Origin of the sequence: Pseudonocardia sp. ICBG162, assembly GCF_020496225.1 — a bacterium.
In the GTDB taxonomy this organism is placed as follows: Bacteria; Actinomycetota; Actinomycetes; order Mycobacteriales; family Pseudonocardiaceae; genus Pseudonocardia; species Pseudonocardia alni.
Window position 1 is genome coordinate 99107 of record NZ_JAHLJD010000023.1, and the last position, 23042, is coordinate 122148.

Here is a 23042-nt window from a genome sequence, read left to right on the forward strand (position 1 = left end):
GCGCACGTTCTCGCCCTCGCCGGGGCGGAAACGTGCGTCTCGATGCGCCGGGCGGTGATCGACGGGGCGGCTGGGCGGGCTGCTGCGTATCGGTGAGCAGAGCAAAGCGGGACACGAAGCCCCCGGTCAGACCGTGACGCGGCCCTGCACCCAGGTCGCGTCGCGGTCCTGGTCGTGCCCGATGCGCGCGACGAGGCCGTGCCCGCCGAACACCTGCGCCAGCACCGGGGCCTGGGCCGTGCCCGTCTCGATCAGCAGCGCCCCGCCCGGCGCGAGCCACTCCCCCGCCCCCGCGGCCACCCGGCGGGCCGGGTCGAGGCCGTCGCGGCCGCCGTCGAGCGCGGTGCGGGGCTCGTGGTCGCGGGCCTCCGGGGGCATCGAGCCGATCGCGCCGCTGGGCACGTAGGGGGTGTTCGCGACGAGCACGTCGACGCGTCCCTGCAGCCCGGTGGGCAGCGCGGCGAACAGGTCCCCGGTGTGCACCGTCCCCACCCCGGCCAGGTTCTGCGCGGCACAGGCGGTGGCGACCGGGTCGGCGTCGGCGGCGTGGAGCTCGACGGCGGCCCGTCGCGCGACGGCGAGCCCGAGCGCCCCGCAGCCGCAGCAGAGGTCGACCACGAGCGGGCGCCCGGGATGCGCGGAACCCGGCAGCGCGGCGACGGCCGCCTGCACCAGCGCCTCGCTGCGACGGCGCGGCACGAACACCCCCGGGGTGACCCGCACGGTCAGCCCGTCGAAGTCCACCCGGCCGAGGACGTGCTCGAGCGGCTCCCCGGCGACGCGGCGCCGGACCAGCGTCTCCAGCTCCGGCCCGTCGGCCGCGGCCGCGAGCAGCGCGGCCTCGTCCTCGGCGAACACGCAGCCCGCCGCCCGCAGCCGGGCGACCAGGTCCGGGTCGGGCCGCGGCACGGTCAGGCGGCGAGCACTGCGGCGGCCCCGGCGGCGTAGCGCTTGAGGACGGCGGTCACCACGTCGTCGTGCACGCCCAGCGGGTCGGCGACGACGTCGGCCCCCGACCCGAGCAGCCGCGTCTGGAAGACCCCGGGGGCCAGCAGCCAGGACGCGACCGCGACCCGCTGCTCCCCGGCGTCGTGCAGCCGGGCGACCAGCTCGGTCACCGACGGGCTGCCGGTGGCGGCGAACCCGACCGGGACCGGACGGCCGACCCGGCGGGCGAGCATCCCGGCGCTCGCGTGCACCTGGGCGACCGCGGACGGGTCCGACGAGCCGGCGGCGGCGAGGACGACGGCGTCGCCGTCGCGGTAGCCGGCCGTGCGCAGCCGGTCCAGGGCCGCGGCGGCGAGCAGCGGGTCGGGACCCATGGAGCGGGTGACCGGGAACCGGGCCGGGTCGGCGCCGACCTCGGCGAGCTGGGCGGGCAGGTCGGTGCGCACGTGGTAGCCGGCGGCGAGGAACGCGGGGACGACGACGGCGCCGTCGTGGCCGCGGTCCTGCAGCCCGATCACGGCGTCGACGACCTTGGGGCCGCGGACGTCGACGTAGCAGACCTCGACCTGCGGGCCGCGTGCGGCGACGGCCGCGGCCAGCGACCGGATCACCGCGTCGGCGGCGTCGGAGCGCGACCCGTGCGCGACGAGGAGCAGCGGGAGCCCGGTCACCGGGTCACCTCCGGGTCCTCGGCGCAGTGCGCGCCGTGCTCGGGTTCGAGTGCGAGCCGGTAGCCGCGGCGCACCACGGTCTGCACCAGGCCGGGGACGCCGAGTGCCGCGCGGAGCCGGCCGATCGCGTTCTCGACGGCGTGCTCGTCGCCCGCCCCACCGGGCTGCGCGGCGAGCAGCTCGGCGCGGGACACGACCCGGCCGGGGCGCTTGGCGAGCAGCCGCAGCAGCGCCATGGGCGTCGGCGGGAGCGGGCACAGCGTGCCGTCGACGAGCACCGCGTGTCCGCGCAGCTCCAGCTGGTGGCCGCCGACCGGGAGCCTGCGGGCCCGGGCCGGGGCGACGGACTCGCAGGTCCGCACCATCGCGCCGAGCCGGGAGCGCTGCGGCTGCACGGTCGGCACGTCGAGCGCCTCCAGCGGTGCCGCGGTGACCGGGCCGACGCACAGCGCCAGCACGGGGCCGCGCAGCGCGGTGAGCAGGTCCTCGCGCAGACCGCGTTCCCCGGCGCGGGCGAGGATCCCGGCCGCGGCGGGGGCGCTGGTGAACGCCAGGACGTCGATCCCGCCGGCCAGGGTGGTGTCGATCAGCCGGTCCAGCGGGCCGAGGTCCAGCGGCGGCGCCCACCGGTAGACCGGCACCGTGACGACCTCGGCGCCCGCCATCTCCAGGGCGTCGACGACGTCGGGCAGCGGCTCGCCGTGCAGCTGCACCGCGATCCGGGTGCCCTCGACGCCGCGGTCGAGCAGGTGCTCCAGCACCTCGGCGGTGGACTCCGACTCCGGGGACCAGGCGTCGACCAGGCCCGACGCGCGGATCGCGCCGCGCGCCTTGGGGCCGCGGGCGAGCATCTCCGAGCGGCCGAGCGCGGCGAGCAGGTCCTCGCCCAGCCCCCAGCCGTCGGCGGCCTCGATCCAGCCGCGGTAGCCGATCCCGGTGGTCGCGACGGTGATGTCCGGTGGTGCGGCGACGAGCTCGCGGGTGCGGTTCTCGAGGTCGGCGTCGTCGGCGAGGGCCACGATGCGCAGCGCGGGCCCGTGCTGGATGCTCGCGCCGCGGCGCTCCAGCATCGTGGCGAGCTCCTCGGCGCGCCGGGCGGCGGTGATGCCGACGGTGAACCCGGCCAGCGGTGGCACCGCGGCCGCGTCGGGCGCGGCGGCGGTGTCTCGTGCGGCGGATCGGGTCACCGGTTCTCCGTTCCTCCGATACCCCGGCCGGCCGGCGCGGAGGACGCGCGGAGGTCGCCGGGAGCGTCGCGGGTGGTGGTGGGCACGACGGTGCGGGAAGGCCCGTTCACCGTAGCCCGACCTGCAGCGCGTCGCCCATGGCCCGCACCGCGAACGCGGGCAGGCTCACAGCCTCGCCGTCGGCGCCGTCGAGGCAGCGGCCGTCACGCAGGGCGAAGACCTGCTTGTACAGCGGCGAGGCGACGGTCGGTTCGCCGCCGCGGTCGCCGACAATGCCGCGCGAGACGACCGCGGCCCCGGTGAACGGGTCGATGTTGCCCAGGGCGTACACCGAGCCGTCGGCGAGACGGAACAACGCGACCTGGGTGTCGCCGACGAGTGCGGCGGCCCCCCGGCCGGGCAGCAGCCGGTCCACCGGGCAGACGGTGAGCCAGCCGGTGGGCTCGGTCCCGGCCGGGGCGGGGACGGCGGCCGTGGTGGTCGTGGTGGTCATCGCGAGGACACCTCCGGGAGGCCGATCAGGACGGGCTCGTCGGGACGGCCGGGGGCCGGGACGTTCTGTCCCCGCTCCTCGACGAACCGGACGGTGGGGTCGGGGGTGTCGGGCGCGTTGACGAAGGAGACGAACCGCTCCAGCTTCTGCGGGTCGGCCAGGACGCCGGCCCACTCGTCGGCGTAGGAGTCGACGTGGCGGGCCATCGCGGCGTCGAGCTCGCCGCAGATGCCGAGCGAGTCCTCGACGATCACGTCGCGCAGGTGGTCCAGCCCGCCCTCCATCGCCTCGATCCACGGCGCGGTGCGCTGCAGCCGCTCGGCGGTGCGGACGTAGAACATCAGGAACCGGTCGATCGTCCGGACCAGCGTCGCGGTGTCCACGTCGGACACGAGCAGCTCGGCGTGGCGCGGGGTGAAGCCGCCGTTGCCGCCGACGTAGAGGTTCCAGCCGTGCTCGGTGGCGATCACGCCGAAGTCCTTGGAGCGGGCCTCGGCGCACTCGCGTGCGCAGCCGGAGACGCCGGACTTGAGCTTGTGCGGGCTGCGCAGCCCGCGGTAGCGCAGCTCCAGCTCGACGGCGAGGCCGACCGAGTCCTGCACGCCGTAGCGGCACCAGGTCGTGCCGACGCAGGACTTCACGGTGCGCAGCGACTTGCCGTAGGCGTGCCCGGACTCGAACCCGGCGTCGACCAGGCGTCGCCAGATCGCCGGCAGGTCCTCGACGCGGGCGCCGAACATGTCGATCCGCTGCCCGCCGGTGATCTTGGTGTAGAGCCCGTAGTCGCGGGCGACCTCGCCGATGACGATCAGGCCCTCGGGGGTCACCTCGCCACCGGCGATCCGCGGCACCACCGAGTAGGTGCCGTTGCGCTGCATGTTCGCGAGGAAGTGGTCGTTGGTGTCCTGCAGGGTCGCGCGCTCGCCGTCGAGGACGTGCTCGTTGTAGAGCGTCGCGAGGATCGACCCGACGACCGGCTTGCAGATGTCGCAGCCCGACCCGCGGCCGTGCCGGGAGATCAGCGCGGAGAACGAGGTGATGCCCGCCCCGGCGACGATCTCGAAGAGCTCGGCGCGGGAGTGGTCGAAGTGCTCGCACAGGGCCTTCGAGACCTCGACGCCCTGCTGGGCCAGGATCCGGGCGAGCGCCGGGACGCACGAGCCGCAGGTCGTCCCGGCGCGGGTGCAGGCCTTCAGCTCCGGCACGGTGTGCGCGCCGTCGGCGACGGCCGCGCACAACGCACCCTTGGTGACGGCGTTGCACGAGCAGATCTGCGCGGAGTCCGGCAGCGCGGACGCGTCCGGTTCGGCCCCGCCCTTCGAGATCAGGGTGACCGGGTCGGCGGGCAGCCGGGCCCCGACCAGCGGGCGGAGCGAGCCGTAGCGCGAGGCGTCGCCGACCAGGACCCCGCCGAGCAGCGTCGACGCGTCGTCGGAGACGACCAGCTTGGAGTAGGTGCCCTCCACCGGGTCGTTGACGACGATCTCCAGCGCGCCCTCGGTGGTCGCGTGGGCGTCGCCGAAGCTGGCCACGTCGACGCCCAGCAGCTTGAGCCGGGTGGACATGTCCAGCTCCTCGGGCGTCATCCGGGCCTGCCCGCCGAGCAGCCGGTCCGCGACGACCTCGGCCATCGCGTAGCCCGGCGCGACCAGGCCGTAGGTGCGGCCCTCCAGGGCGGCGCACTCGCCGATCGCCCAGACGGCGTCGTCGGAGGTGCGGCAGCGGTCGTCGACCCACACCCCGCCGCGCTCGCCGACGGGCAGGCCGCAGTCGCGGGCGAGCCGGTCGGAGGCACGGATGCCGGCGGAGAACACGACGAGGTCGGCGTCGAGCTCGACGCCGTCGGACAGCGTCCCGACCAGCCGGCCGCGGTCGGTGGACACGCCGGACAGCGACACCCCCGTGCGGACGGCGATGCCCTGGCCGGTGACGAGACGTTCGAGCAGTGCGCCGCCGCCCTCGTCGACCTGGACCGGCATGAGCCGCGGTGCGATCTCGACGACCTGCGGGGACAGCCCGAGCAGCCGCATCGCCCGGGCTGCCTCCAGGCCGAGCAGCCCGCCGCCGACGACGATCGCCGACGGCCGTCCCTTGCGCGCCGGGTCGTCCGCGGCGGCCGCGGCGGCGGCCTTGATCGCGTCCAGGTCGTCGAGGGTGCGGTAGACGAAGCAGCCGGGCAGGTCCTTGCCGGGGACCGGCGGGACGAACGGGTACGAGCCGGTGGCGAGCACCAGCGCGTCGTAGGTCAGAGTGCGGCCGGACGCGGTGGTGACGCGGCGGGCGTCGCGGTCGATCGACGCCACGGCGTCGCCGAGGTGGTAGGTGACGAGCGGGTCGCCGCGCAGGTCGTCGTCGTCGAGGCGCAGCTCCTCCTCCGACGTGCCGTCCACATAGGAGGACAGGGCGACCCGGTCGTAGGCGCGGCGGGACTCCTCGCCGAGGACGGTGATCTCCCAGTCCCCCGCCGTGTCCCGGTCCCGCACGGCGGCGACCAGGCGGTGGCCCACCATGCCGTTCCCGACGACGACCAGACGGCTCATGCTCTGCTCCTTCATGCCGCGCTCTCCTGCGGCGGGTCGATGTCGGCCAGCCAGTCCCGGATCCCGCAGACGACGTCGCGGCAGCTCCCGCAGCCGGTGGCGGCCCGGGTGCGCCGCGACAGCGCGTCGACGTCGTGGGCACCCGCGCGCCACGCGGTGACCAGCGCGTTCTTGGTGACGCTGTTGCAGCGGCAGACCACGGCAGCGCCCGGCATCCGGCCCGGGTCGGTGGCGGGCGACGTCTCGCCGGGCAGGGCCCGGCCGAGCAGCAGCGCGAGCCGGTCCTCGGGAGCGGGGGCGCCGGAGTCGTAGAGCCCGGTGATCATGGCGGCGGCGTCGGGCAGTCCCATGAGGACGGCCCCGACGACGCGGTCGTCGCGCAGCGCGAGCACGCCGTAGCGGCCGCGCCGGGGGTCGGAGACACTCAGCTCCTCGTCGCCCGCAGTGGGGTCGCCGAGGGCGGCGAGGTCGATGCCGCGGGCCTTGAGCCGGGTGACCGGGCGGGTGCCGCGGTAGCGCGCGGCCGGGTCGGTGCCGGTCAGCAGGTCGGCGAGGACGGCGGCCTGCTCCCAGCCGGACTGCACGAGCCCGCCCGGGGCGCCGGAGTGCTGCGCGCAGTCGCCGAGGGCGTGCACCCGGCCGTCGTCGGTGGCGAGGCGGTCGTCGACGAGGATCCCCCGGTCGACCGCGAGCCCGGCGTCGGCGGCCAGCCCGGTGTTCGCACGCACCCCGGCGGCGACGACGACGTGGTCCGCGGCGATCCGGGAGCCGTCGTCGCAGTCCAGGCCGGTCTCGGGGTCCCAGGCCTTGGCGCCGACACCGCAGCGGACGTCGACCCCGAGCCCGCGCAGCGCGGTCGCGAGCACGTCGCCGGCGCCCGCGTCGAGCTGGCGCTCCATCAGGTGGGTGCGCGGGTGCACGAGGGTGACGGCGACGCCGCGTCCGGCGAGCCCGCGGGCGGCCTCGACCCCGAGCAGCCCGCCCCCGACGACGGCGATCCGCGCGCCCGGCACGGCCGCGTCGAGGATGCGCTCGCAGTCGTCGAGGTCGCGGAACAGGCTCACGCCGCGGGCCGGGACCTCCGGGGCGCCGGGGTCGGCGAGACCGTCGACCGGCGGGAGCCAGGCGCGGCAGCCGGTGGCGAGGACCAGCTCGTCGTAGGGGTGGACGGTGCCGTCGTCGGCGTGGACGACGCGCGCGGTCCGGTCGAGCGCCGTCGCCGCGACGCCGGTGTGCAGGACGATGCCGTCGACGACGGGCAGCGCGACCATGGCGGGCCGCAGCCCGCCGGCGAGCACGGTGGACAGCAGCACCCGGTTGTACGCGGGGCGGGGCTCCGCGCCGAGGACGGTGAGCGTCACCCGCTCGCCGTCCGGGTCGCGCCGGCGGGCCTCCTCCACGAAACGGGCACCGACCATGCCGTGCCCGATCACCACCACGCGCCTGCTCATGACACCGACGGTAGGAACGGGGGGTTACGGGCAGAACGCCGGCCATTGCACGGGCGTTACGAGGTCCTCATTCTCGGCGGGCGCCGTCCGTGAGCCGGGACCTCGCAGCGGTTCCGCCCACCTCGCAGCCTCTGCAGGGTGTGCGAGGTGCGCCTTCGCGGTGCGCGGGGTGCTGCGCTCAGCGGTCGAGGACGGCGGCGACCCGGGCCGACCACCGCTCGTGCGCGGACTGGCGGGTGATCCCGGCGGCGCGGCCGACCGTCTCCCAGCTGACCCCGATGCGGCGGAGCCCGACCAGCTGCGGCAGCGGGTCGAGCCCGGCGGCCAGGGCGATCCGGAACGCGGCCAGCTGCCAGGCGGTCTCACGACGGGCCGGGCCGTCGGTGCCCTGCTCGGCCTCCCACTCCGGCGTGCCGGGCAGCGGCGGGATACCGGCGACGGCGTCGGCGCGGCGGTCCAGCTCGGCGACCGCCGCCGCGGTGACGGCCCGGGCCGCCTCGGTGACGTCGACGACGAGGGCGTGGTCGACGAGGGTGCGGTGCTCGGATGCGGACATGTCTGTCAGGGTATCCCTGACAACGCACGACAGCTACGCGATTTCCGGTGCACGCCCGGGCGGCTCCCCCCGGCAGCGGGCGCGGCGCCCACCGCCCGCGTCATGATCCGCCGAGCGCGCGGTGATCCGCAGAGCGCGCGGTGATCCGCGGCTCGCGCGTGTCCGGACGCGCGCGGGCAGCGGATCAGCGCGCGGACCGGCCCGCGCCGGTGGGACTCAGCTCGGCGGCGGTGCCGGTCCCGGCTCCGGGGCCGGCGGATCTGCCCCGTTCCGTCGAGGCGGGTTCCAGCCGCACCGCGGCCACCTTGAACTCCGGCATCCGGCTCACCGGGTCCAGGGCCGGGTTGGTGACGTTGTTCGCCGCCCCCGCCCCGCCGAAGTGGAAGGGCAGGAACACCGTGTCCGGCCGCAGCGAGGCGACGCAGCGGACGCGCGCCGTCGTCGTCCCGCGCCGGGACACGACGTCGGCCAGGTCGCCGTCGGCGAGACCGTGCCGGGCGGCGGTGTCCGGGTGCACCTCGACGAACACCTCGGGCGCGACCTCCGCCAGCTCGGCGACCCGCCGGGTCTGCGCGCCGGACTGGTAGTGCACCAGCACCCGCCCGGTCGTCACGGTCAGAGGGAAGTCGCCGCCCGTGCCCTCGTCCGGCTCGACGTGGTCGACCGGCAGCATCCGGGCGCGTCCGTCGGGGTGGCCGAAGCGCTCGGTGAACAGCCGCGGGGTCCCGGGGTGGTCGTCGGCGGGGACCGGCCAGTGCAGCGCCTCGCCCGCGTCGAGCCGGGCGTAGGACACGCCGGCGTAGTCGGCGATGCCGCCGGCCGAGGCGCGGCGCAGCTCGTCGAACACGGTCCGCGGGTCGCCGGGGAACTCCCCCGGCGCGTCGAGGGCGGCGGCCAGCCCGGCGATCACCTCGAGGTCGGTGCGCACCCCGGGCGGCGGGGCGAGCGCGCGGCGGCGGCGCAGCACCCGTCCCTCCAGGTTGGTCATGGTCCCCTCCTCCTCGGCCCACTGGGCGACGGGGAGCAGGACGTCGGCGCGCAGCGCGGTCTCGCCGGGCAGCACGTCGGCGACGACGAGCAGGTCCAGCGCGTCCAGCCGCTCGGCGACGGCGCGGGCGTCGGGCGCGGAGACGAGCACGTTCGAGCCGAACACCAGCAGCGCCTTCGGTCCGCCGGGGCGGCCGAGGGCGTCGAGGAGCTCGACGGCGCTGCGGCCGGGCCCGGGGATCGAGGGCTCCGGCACCCCCCACACCCGTGCGACGTGTGCGCGGGCGGCCGGGTCGCTGATGTGCCGGTAGCCGGGGAGCTGGTCGGACTTCTGTCCGTGCTCGCGCCCGCCCTGGCCGTTGCCCTGCCCGGTGATCGTCCCGAACCCGGAGCCGGGGCGGCCGGGCAGGCCGAGCGCCAGCGACAGGTTGATCCACGCGGCGACGGTGTCGACGCCGTGCGCGTGCTGCTCGGCGCCGCGCGCGGTGAGCACGTAGCGCCGCGCGGACTCCGCGAGCCACCGCACGACGGTGCGCATGTCGGTGGCGGCGACCCCGCAGACCCGCTCCGCGCGCTCGGGCCACCACTGCGAGGCGATCGCCCAGACGTCGTCGAAACCGGTCGTCCGGTCGTCCACGTAGGACAGGTCGAGGTGCCCGTCGACGACGGCGGCGTGCAGCATCCCCAGCGCCAGGACCAGGTCGGTGCCCGGGCGCGGCGCCAGGTGCAGCCCGCCGGAGGCGAGCGCGCGCTCCGCGGTCGGGGTGCGCCGCGGGTCGACGACGACCAGGCGCGCCCCGCTCAGGTGCGACATCAGGGGCGGCATGGTCTCGGCGACGTTCGCGCCGGCGAGCACGACCAGCTCGGCGTCGTCGAGGTCGGTGACGGGGAACGGCAGCCCGCGGTCGACCCCGAAGGCCCGGTTGCCCGCGGCGGCGGCCGAGGACATGCAGAACCGTCCGTTGTAGTCGATCTGGCTGGTGCCCAGCGCGACCCGGGCGAACTTGCCGAGCAGGTAGGCCTTCTCGTTGGTCAGCCCGCCCGCGCCGAACACCGCGACCGAGTCCGGGCCGTGCTCGGCGCGCAGCGCGGCGAGCCGAGCGGCGACGCCGGTGAGCGCGTCGTCCCAGCCGGTCTCGACGAAACCGGCCGTCCGCGAGGTCCTGACCAGCGGCGACGTCAGCCGTTGCGGATGGGTGAGCAGAGCGCCCGAGGTCCAGCCCTTCTGGCACATGCCCCCGGCGTTGGTCGGGAAGTCACGGGCGTCGACCTCGCCGGACGGGCCGACCCACTGCCCGCACTGCAGGGCGCAGTACGGGCAGTGGGTGGCGGTCCGGTCGTCCGGACCCACGGCTCAGACCCGGGCCATCGCGGCGGCCTCGGTGCTCCCGACCAGTGCCGGGCGCGGCCGCAGGTACACGGCCCAGGTGACACCGATGCAGAGGACGTAGAAGGCCAGGAAGCTCCAGAACGCGGGCGTGCCGGACTGCACCGTCATGAACGACTGGCGGAAGGCGAGGTTGATGAACAGCCCGCCCAGCGCGCCGACCGCACCGACGATGCCGATGACGGCACCGGACAGCCGTCGCGCGGTGTCGAACGAGGTCCCGCGGTCCGCGCCCCCGGCGATCGCGACGCGCGCCCGCCCGGTGAAGATCGCCGGGATCATCTTGTAGGTCGACCCGTTGCCGACGCCGGACAGCGTGAACAGGGCGATGAAGCCGATCGTGAACAGCGTCAGCGACCCGATCCCCGAGGCGAAGATGATCACCAGCGTGGCGACCGCCATGCCGACGAAGTTCCACAGGGTGACCACCGCGCCGCCGAACCGGTCGGCGAGCTTGCCACCGTAGGGGCGGATCAGCGACCCGATGAGCGGGCCGATGAAGGTGACCGCGGCGGCCTGCAGCGGGGTCCGCTCGAACTGGTTCTGCAGGACCAGGCCGAAGGCGAACGAGTAGCCGATGAACGACCCGAACGTCCCGATGTAGAGGAACGACATGATCCAGGTCTGGCGGTCGCGGCAGGCCTCGGTGAAGGCGCCGGTGTCGTTGGACATCGCGGCGATGTTGTCCATCCGCTTCCAGGCCAGGAACGCCGAGATCACGATGAACGGCAGGTAGACCGCCAGCAGCACCCGCGGGGAGCCCGCGCCGAGGGTGGCGATGACGAGCAGGCCGAGCAGCTGCGCGACCGGCACGCCGAGGTTGCCGCCGCCGGCGTTGAGCCCCAGCGCCCAGCCCTTCTCCTTCTCCGGGAAGAACGCGTTGATGTTCGCCATCGACGACGCGAAGTTGCCGCCGCCGACGCCGGCGACCGCGGCGACGACCAGCAGCGTCGTGTACGACACCCCCGGCTCCAGCACGACCATCGCCAGGATCGTGGGCACGATCAGCAGCGACGCCGCGAAGATCGTCCAGTTGCGGCCGCCGAAACGGGCGACGGCGAAGGTGTAGGGCAGCCGCAGGATCGACCCGACCAGCGTGGGTACCGCGACCAGGAAGAACTTCTGCGCCGCGGTGAACCCGTACTCGGGCCCCATGAACAGCACCAGGACCGACCAGATGGTCCAGATCGAGAAGCCGATGTGCTCGGAGAAGATCGACTGCCACAGGTTGCGACGGGCGATCGCCGAGCCGGTGCGCTGCCAGAACCCCTCGTCCTCGGGGTCCCAGCGGTCGATCCAGCGGCCGCCGATGCGGCGCCCCGGGGCAGAGGTGGTGGTCACGGATCGGTCTCCTGATCGCCGGCGGTCACGTCGTCGACGACGCTAGGGAGCCCCAGTTTCCGACGGGTGGCCCCGTGTGACACCCCCGCAACGCTTATCTCACACGGGTGTCGCGACGGCTGTGAGCCGCCTCAGCGCAACGGGACGCCGAGCGGGGCGTCGCAGAACGCGCCGCCCACCCGGTGGTGCACCGGGTCGGCCGGGTCCGGCTCGGTGCCGCCGAGGAGCTCCCCGGCGAAGACCTCGGCGTCGTCGCGCGGGTGGTAGCCGATCGCGGCGCCCTCCTCCAGCGACCACCAGCGACGGGTGTTGGCCGACACGCCCCACACGACGTGGTGGCCGCGGGTGCCCGGGTCGACGGCCGCCTCGACCAGGCGGGCGGCGTCGTCCGGGGACAGCCAGGTCGCGAGCATCCGGGGGTTCGACGGCCGGGGGAAGCAGCTGCCGATCCGCGCGGAGACCACGGTCAGGCCGAACCGCTCGTGGTAGAGCCGGCCCAGTCCCTCCATCGCGTGCTTGGACCAGCCGTAGAAGGTGTCCGGGGCGTGGCCCACGTCCGCGGGCAGCGGGACGCCGTCGTCGCGGGTCCGGAAGCCGACGGCGTGGTTGCTGGACGCGAGCACGACGGTCCACACCCCGGCGGCGACCGCCGCGTCGAGCACGGTGCGGGTCCCCTCGACGTTGACGGCGAGGATGTCGTCCCAGCCCGCCTCACCGCTGATCCCGGCGAGGTGGACGACGGCGTCGGCACCGGTCGTCGCGGCGGCGACCGCGTCCGGGTCGGTCACCGAGCCGGTGCGGACCTGCTCGCCGGGACCGGCCTGCAGCTCCGCGGTGTCGAGCAGGCGCAGGGTCCGGCCGTCGCGGGCCAGCCGACCCCGCAGCAGCGTCCCCATGTTCCCCGCGGCGCCGGTGAGCAGCAGCGTGCTGGGAGCGGCCACGTCAGAGCCGGCGGCTGACCAGGCTCGCGACCCGCTCGATCCCGGCGAGCGACTCGGTCGTCGCGTCCGGGTGCTGGGCGTGCAGGGCCAGCCGGTAGAGGACCGCGCGCAGCAGCGACTGCGGCCACTCGGGCAGCTCCGACCAGCGCTCGATCAGCTCCTCGTCGGCACCGCCCCAGGCGACCGCGTCGACGACGACGACCGCCGCCGCCCACTCCGCGGGCCGCCAGAACGGCACGAGATCGAGCACGGCGGGCCGCCCCGTCGGGTCGAACAGCATGGCGCCGAACAGCTCGCCGTGCACGACCTGCGGGGTGAGCCGGATCGTGCGGCGGTGCGCGGCGAGCTCGGCGAACAGCCGGCCGCCGGTCTCGGGGTGCAGGTCCAGGCGGCGCTCGCCGAACGCGGCGGCCGCGGACCGGGACAGCAGGTCGTCGCGGTCGTCGAGCAGGCGCGGGCGCAGCACGGTCGCGGTGGCGGCGTGCAGCCGCAGCGACGCGGCGACGACCTCGTCGTGCCGCGGCTCGGGGACGCCCGGCACGTGCCGGGACGCGGCCCAGCCGCCCACGACCCACCGGCCGTCCGAGCTGCGGACGGGGCGGGCGAGGCGGACGCCGTCGACCTCGAGGTTCTCCAGGACCGTCGCCGACCAGGCAGCGACGACGTGGTCGGACACCGGCCGCAGCAGCACGTCGCCGCACTGCCAGGCCCGCTGGCCCGCCCACACGACGGGACGGGGGGACGTCTCACGCACGCCGAAGGCGGTGCGGACGTGCTCGGGCAGGACGCTCGCGGCCGGCGCGGTGGCGAGCGTGCGGGCAGCGGTCACAGCGGGGACGGTACCCGCGCCACCGGCCCGCGATCGTCGCGCCACGCCCGAACCGCGCGACGCGCCACGACCGATCGGGTGAACGGTGGACCGATCGGGGCCGGTGGGGCGGGGCGGGCGGGGCCGTCGGCCGGGCGAGGCGGTCGGTCCCGTGACGCGGTCGGTCCCGTGACGCGGCCGGTCCCGTGACGCGGCCGGCCCGGTGAGGCGGCCGGCCCGGTGGCGCGGCCGGCCCGGTGGCGCGGCCGGCCCGGTGGCGCGGCCGGCCCGGTGGCGCGGCCGGCCCGGTGGCGCGGCCGGCCCGGTGGCGCGGCCGGCCCGGTGGCGCGGCCGGCCCGGTGGCGCGGCCGGCCCGGTGGCGCGGCCGGCCCGGTGGCGCGGCCGGCCCGGTGGCGCGGCCGGCCCGGTGGCGCGGCCGGCCCGGTGGCGCGGCCGGCCCGGTGGCGCGGCCGGCCCGGGTGGCCGGCTGTGTGGGAGCCGGCCACCGCGGGCGACACCGTCAGTACCAGGAGCTGCCGCCGCCCGAGTCCGGCCCCGAGTCCGACCCGGACGACCGGGAGCCGGAGTCCGAGGACGAGGAGCGGGAGTCGTCCGAGCTGCTGCTCCGCGAGGACTCCCCCCGCGACGACCCCGAGCCCGAGTCCGAGGACCGCGACTCCGAAGAGGACGAGGAGCCCGAGCCGGACGACCGGGAGGACGACGAGCCCGAGTCCGACGACCGGGATGCCGACGAACCGGAGTCCGAGGACCGGGACGACCGTGACTCCGAGGACCCGGAGTCGGAGTCCGATCCGGAGGAGCGGGACCCGGAGGACCGCGAGTCCGATCCCGAGCCGTCGGAGGAACCGGACGAGCCGCCGGACCGGGACCCGGAGGACCCGCTGCGCTCGGCCATCTGCTCGGCCGCCTGCCGGTCGGCCTCCGCCAGCACCGGCGCCGCCGCCTCCCGCCCCATGGCGGACTCGACGTAGGACCCGGCCACGGCGCTGACGATGCCGCCGGAGCCGCGGCTCCCGCCGGACCCCTGCGACCCCGAGCCGGAGCGCTCCGTGCCGGAGCTCTCCGACGGGGCGGGCGAGCTCGGCGCGGGCGCGGCCACCCGCGGCGCGGGCTCCTCCCGCGGCGCGGGGGCGGACGGGGCCGGAGCCTGGTCGGACGAGCCGGATGACCCGGCGTCCGAGCCGCCGGAACCCGAGCCGGACCTCTTCCCGGTCAGCCCGCCCGCGACGTCGTCGACACCCCTGCCCAGCGACTCGGCGGTGTCCCCGACGCCCTGTGCGGCCTCGCCGACGCCGTCGCCGACCTTCTTCACCGGCCCCTCGGACGACGCCGGTGCGACCTCGGCCCGGTCGGCCTTCTTCGCCCCGCCCGGACCCGCGCCCGGACCCGCGTCCGACCCCGCACCCGAGCCCGCGCCGTCCCCGGGGCCCGGCTCTCCGCCGGTCAGGCCGGCGACGCCGTCGGCGGCACCGGAGACGGCACCACCCAGCTTCTCCCCCGGGCCCGCGTCCCGACCGGGTGTGCTGCCCGCACCGCGGGCCGAGGCGCCCTCCGGTCCCTCCGCCCGCGGCCGGGTCTCGTCCAACGGGCCCCGCGGGTCGGGCGGGCCGCTGGTGCCGACGTCGTCGCGCTCGCGGTCCCCGCCGGTCTCCCGGCCCCCGGCCAGGACCTCGGGGTTGCGGCGCACCCCGGACGGCGCGGGGGTGGCGGGGTCCTCGCCGCGGGCGAGGGCCAGCACGTCGTCGGAGACCTTCTCGGTCTCGTCGCCGTCGCCGGGCAGCGGGGCGGTGCGGGCCCTGTCGATGCCGTCGTCGATGGCGGCCAGCCGCTCCGCGCAGGCGTCGCGGTTGCGGGCGCGCAGGTCGCGCTGCTCCTCCAGCGACGCGGCCGCGGCCATCTGGTCGGGAGTCCGGCGGGTGGCCGGCGGGAGGTCGGCGACGATCCGGTCCATCTCGGCGAGCTGCTGCTCGGCGGCGGCCAGCGCGTCCACGGCGTCCTGCCGGGAGGTGTAGACCTGCAGCTGCGACTGCAGGGCGGCGCGCTGCTGGAGCAGGGTGTCGCGCTGCTGCTGCAGCTTCGCGACCGCGGCCGGGGTGCGGTCCGGCTCGTGCGCGGACGCCTGCCAGGTCCGTTCGCTCGCGTTGAGCGTCCCGAGCTTGTCGTCGAGCGCCGCCAGCGCGATCCGGGCCTGCCCGGCCCACTGGTCGGCGGTGCGGTCCTGCGGCGCCGGGACCCCGGTCACCGCCGGGGAGGTCGTCAGCGCGTACCCGCCGAGGAGCACGGCCGTCGCCCCGATCAGGGCCAGCGTGCGCCGGTGCCGCAGCGGGCCACGCAGCGGTCCGGGGCGGTCCGGGCCCGCCGACGCGGCCGGGCGCGCCACGACGGGACGGCGGGTCGCCGTCCCCCGCCGGGCGGTCGCCACGCGCTCGTCGGCCTCGACGGCCTCGGGCTCACGCAGCCACGGCAGCGTGTCGGCGAGCCGCTGGTCCCCCGCCGCCTGCGCCGCGGCGCGGCGGACCTGCCGGGCCGCCAGCCGGTGGGCGGCGGAGCAGTAGCGCCGCTGTGGACGGTCGCCGGACACGTCCCCCGTGGGCTCCAACGGTGCGTCGCACCCCTGCAGGGCGCATGTGCGCAGCGAGTCCTCCACCGAGCGTCCTCCCGACCTAGTGATCGCGTGCATCCCCATGTCGCGGCGATCGGTCGACATGTTTCGCCCAACGGGCGAGTTACAGGGCTGAACGGACGATGTTCACTCGGACGGTCGTGTGCGATCGACGAGCGGTCACGCTGTGCCACACCAGGAACGGCGACGGCCGCCGTCCCGGGTGTACCGGTGACGGCGGCCGTCGGTGTAGGGCGGAGCGGGTCGGCCCCGGTCAGTAGGTGGGCTGCGACGGGTCGATCTGCTTGACCCAGGACAGCACCCCGCCGCCGACGTGGACGGCGTCGCGGAACCCGGCCTTGTGCAGCGCGGCGAGGGCCTCGGCGGACCGGCCGCCGGACTTGCAGTGCAGCACGACCGGCTTGTCCTGGGCGATCTCCGACAGCGCGGCACCGGACAGGATCCGGTCCTTCGGGATCAGGACCGAGCCCGGGATCTTCACGATCTCGTACTCGTGCGGCTCGCGGACGTCGATGAGCTGGAAGTCCTTGCCCGCGTCGATCATCTGCTTGAGCTCGCCGACGGTGATCGTGCTGCCGGCGGCCGCGTCCTGGGCCTCCTGCGTCACGGTGCCGCAGAACGCCTCGTAGTCGATCAGCTCGGTGATCTTCGGCGTCTCCGGGTCCTTGCGGATCTTCACCTGGCGCCAGGTGGTCTCGAGCGCGTCGTAGATCACCAGGCGGCCGAGCAGCGGCTCACCGATGCCGGTGAGCAGCTTGATCGCCTCGTTGACCATGATCGAGCCGATCGACGCGCAGAGCACGCCCAGCACGCCGCCCTCGGCGCAGGACGGGACCATCCCGGGCGGCGGCGGCTCGGGGTAGAGGTCGCGGTAGTTGAGGCCCTGCCCGTTCGGGGCGTCCTCCCAGAAGACCGACGCCTGGCCCTCGAACCGGAAGATCGAGCCCCAGACGTAGGGCTTGCCGAGCAGCACCGCCGCGTCGTTCACCAGGTAGCGGGTGGCGAAGTTGTCGGTGCCGTCCAGGATCAGGTCGTAGTCCCGGAAGACGTCCAGCACGTTCTCGCTGGTGAGGCGCTCGTTGTGCAGGCGGACGTCGACGAAGGGGTTGACCTCGCGGATCGAGTCGCGGGCCGACTCGGCCTTCGGGCGGCCCACGTCGGACTGCCCGTGGATGACCTGACGCTGCAGGTTCGACTCGTCGACGACGTCGAACTCGACGATGCCCAGGGTGCCGACGCCCGCGGCGGCCAGGTACAGCAGGGCGGGCGAGCCGAGGCCGCCCGCGCCGACGACGAGCACCTTCGCGTTCTTCAGGCGCTTCTGCCCGTCCATCCCGACGTCGGGGATGATGAGGTGGCGGCTGTACCGCTCCACCTCGTCCTTGGTGAGCTCGGCTGCCGGCTCCACCAGTGGCGGTAGCGCCATCTCGTCCACTCCTCGCGGGTTGCGTGCGGGTCTCAGGGCGTCTCAACGCGCCACGTGCGCGTCATCTTCCCGCACCCGCTCCGACCGGCACCGCGTCCCACAGCGCGGCGACGGCGTCGGCCACCGCCGCGGGCCGCTCGATCTGCGCGACGTGCCCGGCACGGGGCAGCACCAGCAGCCGTGCCCCGGGCAGCGTGGCCGCGGTCCGCGCGGCCAGCCGCGGGGACACGATGCGGTCCTGCTCGCCCCACACCACCAGCGACGGCACCCGCACCCGGGCCATCCGGCGCCAGATCTCGCGCCCGGCCCACAGCCCGAGCAGACCGCGGGTGGCGCCGTCGGTGGCCGCGCCGGCCCACGGCAGCGTCGCGCGGTGCTCGTGCTCGGAGATCAGCTCCTCGAGCCGGCGGGCGGAGCCGCGCTGCGGGTCGGCGAAGCAGACCTTCACGATCCGCTCGGCGCGGGCCCGCAGCGGCTCCTCGGCCAGCGCCCGCCGCGCGCCGCGCCCGAGCAGCGGCACCATGGCCAGCGCCATCCGCGGGTCCGACAGGCGTCGCGGGTCGGGGCGCCGGTCCGGCACCGCGGGCGAGACCAGGGTGAGGCTGCGGACGAGCTCGGGACGGCGGGCCGCCACCGTCGTCGCGATCACGCCGCCGAGGGAGTTGCCGACCAGGTGCACCGGGCGGTCCCGCCCGGCCAGCCAGCACAGCAGCGCGTCCGCCATGCCGTCCGGGCCGAAGTCGGCGACGGCGGTCGGCTCGGACAGCCCGAACCCGGGCAGGTCGACGGACAGGCCGGCGGCCCGCGGCGCGAGGAGCCCGGCGAGGTCGGTCCAGTTCGTGGCCGACCCGGCGAGCCCGTGGACGTAGACGGCGTCGGCGTCGCCGGAGCCGGGGGTCTCGCGCACGTGCAGGGTGACCCCGCCGGAGGTGACCGCGCGGCCCGGCCACGGCGGGCGCTCCGCCGGAGCCCGGTCCGCGTCCGCCGCTCCCGCCGCACCCGGGGACGTCGCGGCACCCGGCGCCGTCACCGGCGCGGGCACGGTGACGGGCGGGTGAACGGACATCGACGGGGCGGCGACCATCCGACCAGCATGACGTGTCGTGCGCGTCACCCGCCGCGCCGGGTGATCCCCGTCTCGCTGTGATCACCGTCCGCATCCGGCGCTCCACGGAGCGCAACGAGATCGCCCCCCGGACGTTGTACCCCGTGGACGACGCGACGGAGGAGGTGGGCATGGGGCGGATCGCGGGATCGGCCGCGGCCCGGCTTGCCGGTTTCGGCGCCGCGTCGGTGCTGGTGTTCACCGCGGCCTGGACGGCGGGCGGTGCGGTGGGCACCCTCTCGGCGACCCCGGCCGCCGACGCGCGGGCCGGCGGCGACCCCGGCGACGAGCGCGGCGACGACGGCGTCCTCGCGGCCGGCCTGGCCACCGGCGACGCGACGACCGGCGCGGGCGGCGTGCTCACCACCGCGGCCGGCTACACCCTGACCCCGGTCGGGATCGTCTACCCCTGGCGCGAGCCCACCGAGGTCGCGTTCACCGTGACCGGCTCCGACGGCGCCCCGGTGACCCGCTTCGACGCCTCCTCCGACGGCTCCGGGGTCATGGACGTCGCCGTGCTGCGCCGCGACGTCGCCGGCTACATGCGGCTGCGCGCCACCCAGGGCCCCGACGGCGTGTGGCGGGCACCGGTCCGGTTCCCCGGCCAGGGCGTGTGGCGGCTCTACGCCGGGTTCACCCCGACCGGCGGCCCGCACCTGGACCTCGGGACCGACCTGCACGTCCCCGGCACCTACGGCGCCTTCACCTTCCCGACCGAGAACCGGGCGGGGCTCTGCGGGGGCAGTGACCAGCAGGTCCGTCTCGACGGCGCCCTGGTCCCCGGCGGAGAGTCCCGGCTGTTCGCGACGGTCGGGCGCGACGGCACCCCGGTCACCGACCTCGAGCCCGTCGACGGCGGCGCGTTCGGCCGGATGACCGCGGTCCGCCAGGGCGACCTGGCCCGGTTCCCGGTCCGTCCCGAGATCACCGGCGCGGCCCCGACCGACCGGTCCGGCCCCGGGGTGGCGTTCGCGGTGTCGGTCCCCGCCCCGGGCAGCTACCGGCTGTTCCTCGACTACCGCTCCGGCGGTGTGCTGCGGTCGTGCGAGTTCACGCTCCCGACCGCCCCGGGGAGCTGACGGCGGTTGCGTCCGGTCCTGCGGGCCGTCGCCCCGCCGGTGGCGGCCCTGCTCGCCCTGCTGCTGCCGGTCGCCGGCCCGGCACTCGCCGGCGCGGCCTGGGCCCCGCCCTGCGCGGCGGCGGCCCTGCTGGTCGCCCTCGCCGTCGTCGCGACGACGGGGCGCCCGGGTCTGCGCGTCGCCGGGCGTGGCCTGCGGGAGGGCACGGTGACCGCCGAGACCGGCGTCGCGGCGGCCGTGCTCGCCGCGCTGGGGTGGTCGGCCGCGGTGCTGGCCGTCGCGGCGGTCTCGCCCGCGGGTCCGGACGCGGTGCCGGCCGACCCGCTCGCCGGGCCCGTCCTGCTGCCCGGCGCCGCCGCGGTGCTGACCGTCGTCGCGGCCGCGGTGCAGCGCACCGGCCGCCCGGCCGACGGGGACGCCGACGAGGTCCGCGCGGGCCTGCGCACCGTCGCGGACCGGTGGAGCGCCCTGCTCACCCCGCCCGCGGCGCTGGCCGCGGTCGCGGTGACCGCGTTCGCGGCGGGCACCGGCACCCCGTGGCCCGTCGCGGTCCCGGCCGGGATCGCGGTGCTGGTCGGGGCCTGCCCGTTGCCGCTGCTGGCCGCGCTGCCGGCGGCGCTGCGGGCCGCGGACCGGGCGGGCGGCGACGCGGTGCGGCTGCCGTCGCCGCTGCCCGGGCGTCGCGAGCCGGTGGGCTGGACCGGGCCCGCGGGCGGCCCGGGGCTCGTGGGCCGGGTGGACACCGTCGCGCTGGCCGGGCCGGACGTGCTGACCGGCACCGGCCCCGGGACGGTCACGGTGCACCCCGGCCGGGGCGAGGACCCGGCTCTGGTGCTGCGGCTGGCCGCGTCGGTCGCGGCGGGCGCGCGGCGCGGGTCGGACCTGCGCGTCGCGGCGCGGGCGCTGGCCGACGCCGTCGACGGCCCGGTGCCCGACGTCGCCGAGGCCGACGAGCAGCCCGGCCTCGGGGTGTCCGGCCTGGTGGCCGAGCTGCGGGAGCCCGGCCCGGGCGACGGCGGCGCCACGGTGACCGTGGTCGCGCACGCCGTGCTGCTCGGCGGCCCGGACTGGCTGGCCGAGCACGGGATCCGGGTGCCCCCGCCGCTGTCGGTGGAGCGGGAGCGGGCGGTGGCCGAGGGCCGTGCCGTCCTCGTCGTCGCCTGGGACGGGTGCGCCCGCGCCGTGCTCGCGCTGCCGCGGGCGCCGCACCCCGCGGCCCGCCCGGGGGTGGCGGAGCTGGCCGCGGCCGGGGTCGCGCCGGTCCTGCTCACCCCCGACGACGACGGCGCCGCCCGTGCCCTCGCCGCGGCGACCGGTCTCGACCCGGCCGACCCCGACGCCGTCCGCCCGGGGCTGGACGCGGCGGCGCGGGCGGCGGCCGTCGCCGGGCTGCGGGTGCGCGGCCGCACGGTCGCGGTGGCGGCCGACCCGGCCACCGACGAGGCCGCCCTGGCCGCCGCCGACCTGGCCGTGGAGCTGGTCCCCTGGCCCGCCGCCGACGGGGCAGGCCCCGGGTCCGCGGACGACCCGGACGACGCTCCGGACGCGCGGCCGGACCCGGTCGTGGTGCCCGCACCCGGATCGGAGAGGATCTGCGCCCGTGGCCGCCCCGCGGAGGTGGCCGCCGCCCTGCTGATCGCCCGCCGCGCGCGGGCTCAGGTCCGCTCGTACGTCCGTGCGGCCGTGGTGCTCGCCGTCGCCGGCGTGGTCCTCGCCGTGCTGGGGACGCCCGCGGTCGTGGTGGCCGCCGTGCCGGTCCTGGGTGCGCTCGGGCTCGCCGCCCGGGGCCCGCACCGCCGATCGTGAGAGGTTGTCACCCTTCTGCGGAGAAGCCCGTTCACGGATCGTTCGTCAACGCGGTTACCTGCTAGTAGGGTATTCCCACGACGGGTGAGAGGTAGGGGGCCCATGACCGGAACCGCCACGCCACGGGGCGCACGACTGTCCCGCGGTGCGCGGCGCGCCCAGCTGCTGCTGGCCGCCCGCGACGTGTTCGCCGACCAGGGCTACCACGCCGCCGCGATGGACGACATCGCCGAGCGGGCAGGCGTCTCCAAGCCCGTGCTGTACCAGCACTTCCCCGGGAAGCTGGAGCTGTACCAGGCGCTGCTCACGACCTACGCCGAGGAGCTCGTCGAGCGGGTCTCCAACGCCATCGAGCGGACCGAGCACAACAAGGAGCGCGTGCAGGCCGCCGTCGCGGCGTACTTCGACTTCGTCGCCGGCGAGGGCAAGGCCTACCGCCTGGTGTTCGAGTCCGACCTGCGGGGCGACCCGGAGGCCGCGGCGCTGGTGGAGAGCGCGCTGGACCGCTGCATCGACGCGGTCGCCGGCGCGGTCACCACCGACGCCGGGCTGGACCAGGACCGTGCGCGGCTGCTCGCCGTCGGGCTCGTCGGGCTGAGCCAGGTCGGTGCCCAGTTCTGGCTGGACTCCGACCAGCGGGTCCCGCGCGACGAGGCGGTGGCGCTGATGGCCTCGCTGGCCTGGCGCGGCATCGCCGGGTTCCCGAAGCAGGGCCTCGACCAGATCTGACGACCCGGCCCCGGCGGCGGGGCGGGCGGCTCAGGCCGCCTGCTCCGCCCCGGCCCGGCGCACCAGCGCGGCGATCCGGCCGGTGACCCCGCCGACCCGCTCCACCGGGAGCATGTGCCCGGCGCCGGGGAACACGGTCAGCTCGGCGCGCGGCAGGCTGCGGTGGATCCGCCGGGCGAACCGCGGCGGCGTGAGCCGGTCCCGGGTCCCGACGAGGATCTCCACCGGCAGCGACGAGAACGCCGCCAGCGCCTCGTCGCGCTCGTGGGTGGTGAGGGTCGGGGTGAACCCGGAGACCGTCGTCGGGCGGCAGTCGGCGATCGCCTCGCAGGTCGCGCGGACGGCGAGCCGGTCCGGCCGGGTGCCGAGCAGCAGCGGCTGCAGCCCGGCCCGCAGCAGGGTCGGGTGGGTCGACAGCGACCGGCGCCCGGTCCACAGCGGGCTGACGGTCACCTTGTCCTTGCCGGCCAGGAACATCTTCGCGGGCCGCCCGGTCATCCCGAGCGTCGCCGCCGCACCGAGGCCACCGCTGGCCGTCGCGACGAGCGCGACGCCGGTGACCCGGGACGCGACGAGCTCGGGGTGGCGCTGGGCCAGCGCCATCGCCGTCATCCCGCCCATCGAGTGCCCGGCGATCACCAGCGGCCCGGTCGGGGCGAGCCGGGTGATCACCTCGGCCATGTCGTCGGCGAGGACCTCGAGGGTCTTCAGCTCGTCGGGGGTGTCGTCGGAGCGGCCGTGCGCGCGGTGGTCGTAGCGGATCACCCGCGGCGCGGGGCCGCCGCCGGGCGCGCCGACGGCGAGGGCGTCGGCGACCGGGGCCCAGCAGCGCTCGTCGAGGGTCCAGCCGTGCGCCAGCAGCACCGTGACCGGCGCCGACTCCGGGCCCGAGACCCGGGCGAACAGGCCGGTCCCGTCGCGGGTGACGATCCGTGTGCTCATC

Annotated in this window: 18 protein-coding genes; 3 read left to right on the plus strand and 15 right to left on the minus strand. The window is 76.7% G+C overall.

From position 1 onward, the window contains the following. Positions 1-126: 126 nt before the first annotated feature. The 14 genes from KPL60_RS22745 to KPL60_RS22810 form a co-directional block, all read right to left on the minus strand. Complete coding sequence (locus KPL60_RS22745) at positions 127-909, minus strand: putative protein N(5)-glutamine methyltransferase (RefSeq protein WP_226367137.1); 783 nt, start codon at positions 907-909, stop codon at positions 127-129. Positions 910-911: 2 nt separating this feature from the next. Continuing rightward, positions 912-1619, minus strand: coding sequence for a sirohydrochlorin chelatase (locus KPL60_RS22750; protein ID WP_226355357.1), 708 nt, complete (start codon positions 1617-1619; stop codon positions 912-914). Beyond that, positions 1616-2806 (minus strand): uroporphyrinogen-III synthase, encoded by a 1191-nt coding sequence (locus KPL60_RS22755; RefSeq protein WP_226367138.1) that lies wholly within the window; start codon positions 2804-2806, stop codon positions 1616-1618. Before KPL60_RS22755 ends, KPL60_RS22750 begins: the two co-directional genes overlap by 4 nt. A gap of 106 nt (positions 2807-2912) precedes the next feature. Continuing rightward, positions 2913-3299, minus strand: a complete 387-nt coding sequence (gene nirD, locus KPL60_RS22760) for a nitrite reductase small subunit NirD (protein WP_226367139.1) — start codon at positions 3297-3299, stop codon at positions 2913-2915. Continuing rightward, entirely contained in the window at positions 3296-5839 is a 2544-nt protein-coding gene (gene nirB / locus KPL60_RS22765; RefSeq protein ID WP_226367285.1) for a nitrite reductase large subunit NirB, read from the minus strand. The genes nirD and nirB overlap by 4 nt, the downstream gene beginning before the upstream one ends. An 11-nt stretch (positions 5840-5850) precedes the next feature. Next, entirely contained in the window at positions 5851-7290 is a 1440-nt protein-coding gene (locus tag KPL60_RS22770) for an FAD-dependent oxidoreductase (RefSeq protein WP_226355354.1), read from the minus strand. Positions 7291-7468: 178 nt separating this feature from the next. Next, positions 7469-7846, minus strand: a complete 378-nt coding sequence (locus KPL60_RS22775) for a hypothetical protein (RefSeq protein WP_226367140.1) — start codon at positions 7844-7846, stop codon at positions 7469-7471. A gap of 184 nt (positions 7847-8030) precedes the next feature. Then, positions 8031-10184 carry a molybdopterin oxidoreductase family protein gene (locus tag KPL60_RS22780; RefSeq protein ID WP_226367141.1) on the minus strand — a complete coding sequence of 718 codons (2154 nt, stop codon included), beginning with the start codon at positions 10182-10184 and terminating at the stop codon, positions 8031-8033. 3 nt (positions 10185-10187) lie between these two features. Next, positions 10188-11561, minus strand: a complete 1374-nt coding sequence (locus tag KPL60_RS22785; RefSeq protein WP_226367142.1) for a NarK/NasA family nitrate transporter — start codon at positions 11559-11561, stop codon at positions 10188-10190. 131 nt (positions 11562-11692) lie between these two features. After that, positions 11693-12502, minus strand: coding sequence for an NAD(P)-dependent oxidoreductase (locus KPL60_RS22790; protein WP_226367143.1), 810 nt, complete (start codon positions 12500-12502; stop codon positions 11693-11695). A gap of 1 nt (position 12503) precedes the next feature. Beyond that, a complete protein-coding gene (locus KPL60_RS22795; protein ID WP_226355349.1) occupies positions 12504-13331 on the minus strand; it encodes a TIGR02569 family protein in 828 nt (275 codons plus the stop codon). A 499-nt stretch (positions 13332-13830) separates the two neighbouring features. Next, positions 13831-15978: a hypothetical protein gene (locus tag KPL60_RS22800; protein ID WP_226367293.1), complete on the minus strand. Its 2148-nt coding sequence runs from the start codon at positions 15976-15978 to the stop codon at positions 13831-13833. 229 nt (positions 15979-16207) lie between these two features. Then, complete coding sequence (moeZ, locus tag KPL60_RS22805; RefSeq protein WP_178374315.1) at positions 16208-17380, minus strand: adenylyltransferase/sulfurtransferase MoeZ; 1173 nt, start codon at positions 17378-17380, stop codon at positions 16208-16210. A 61-nt stretch (positions 17381-17441) separates the two neighbouring features. Next, positions 17442-18464 carry an alpha/beta fold hydrolase gene (locus tag KPL60_RS22810; RefSeq protein WP_226355347.1) on the minus strand — a complete coding sequence of 341 codons (1023 nt, stop codon included), beginning with the start codon at positions 18462-18464 and terminating at the stop codon, positions 17442-17444. A 125-nt stretch (positions 18465-18589) separates the two neighbouring features. Here KPL60_RS22810 and KPL60_RS22815 point away from each other — a divergent pair, with 125 nt between their 5' ends. From KPL60_RS22815 to KPL60_RS22825, 3 genes are all read left to right on the plus strand, one after another. Then, positions 18590-19564, plus strand: coding sequence for a hypothetical protein (locus KPL60_RS22815; RefSeq protein WP_226355346.1), 975 nt, complete (start codon positions 18590-18592; stop codon positions 19562-19564). 6 nt (positions 19565-19570) lie between these two features. Beyond that, positions 19571-21370, plus strand: a complete 1800-nt coding sequence (locus KPL60_RS22820) for an HAD family hydrolase (RefSeq protein WP_226367144.1) — start codon at positions 19571-19573, stop codon at positions 21368-21370. A gap of 102 nt (positions 21371-21472) precedes the next feature. Continuing rightward, on the plus strand, positions 21473-22099 hold the full coding sequence (locus KPL60_RS22825) for a TetR/AcrR family transcriptional regulator (RefSeq protein ID WP_062400521.1): 627 nt from the start codon (positions 21473-21475) through the stop codon (positions 22097-22099). Positions 22100-22129: 30 nt separating this feature from the next. On the opposite strand, the gene KPL60_RS22830 is transcribed toward KPL60_RS22825, so the two are convergent. Beyond that, a complete protein-coding gene (locus KPL60_RS22830) occupies positions 22130-23041 on the minus strand; it encodes an alpha/beta fold hydrolase (protein ID WP_226355344.1) in 912 nt (303 codons plus the stop codon). Between the last annotated feature and the right edge of the window lies 1 nt (position 23042).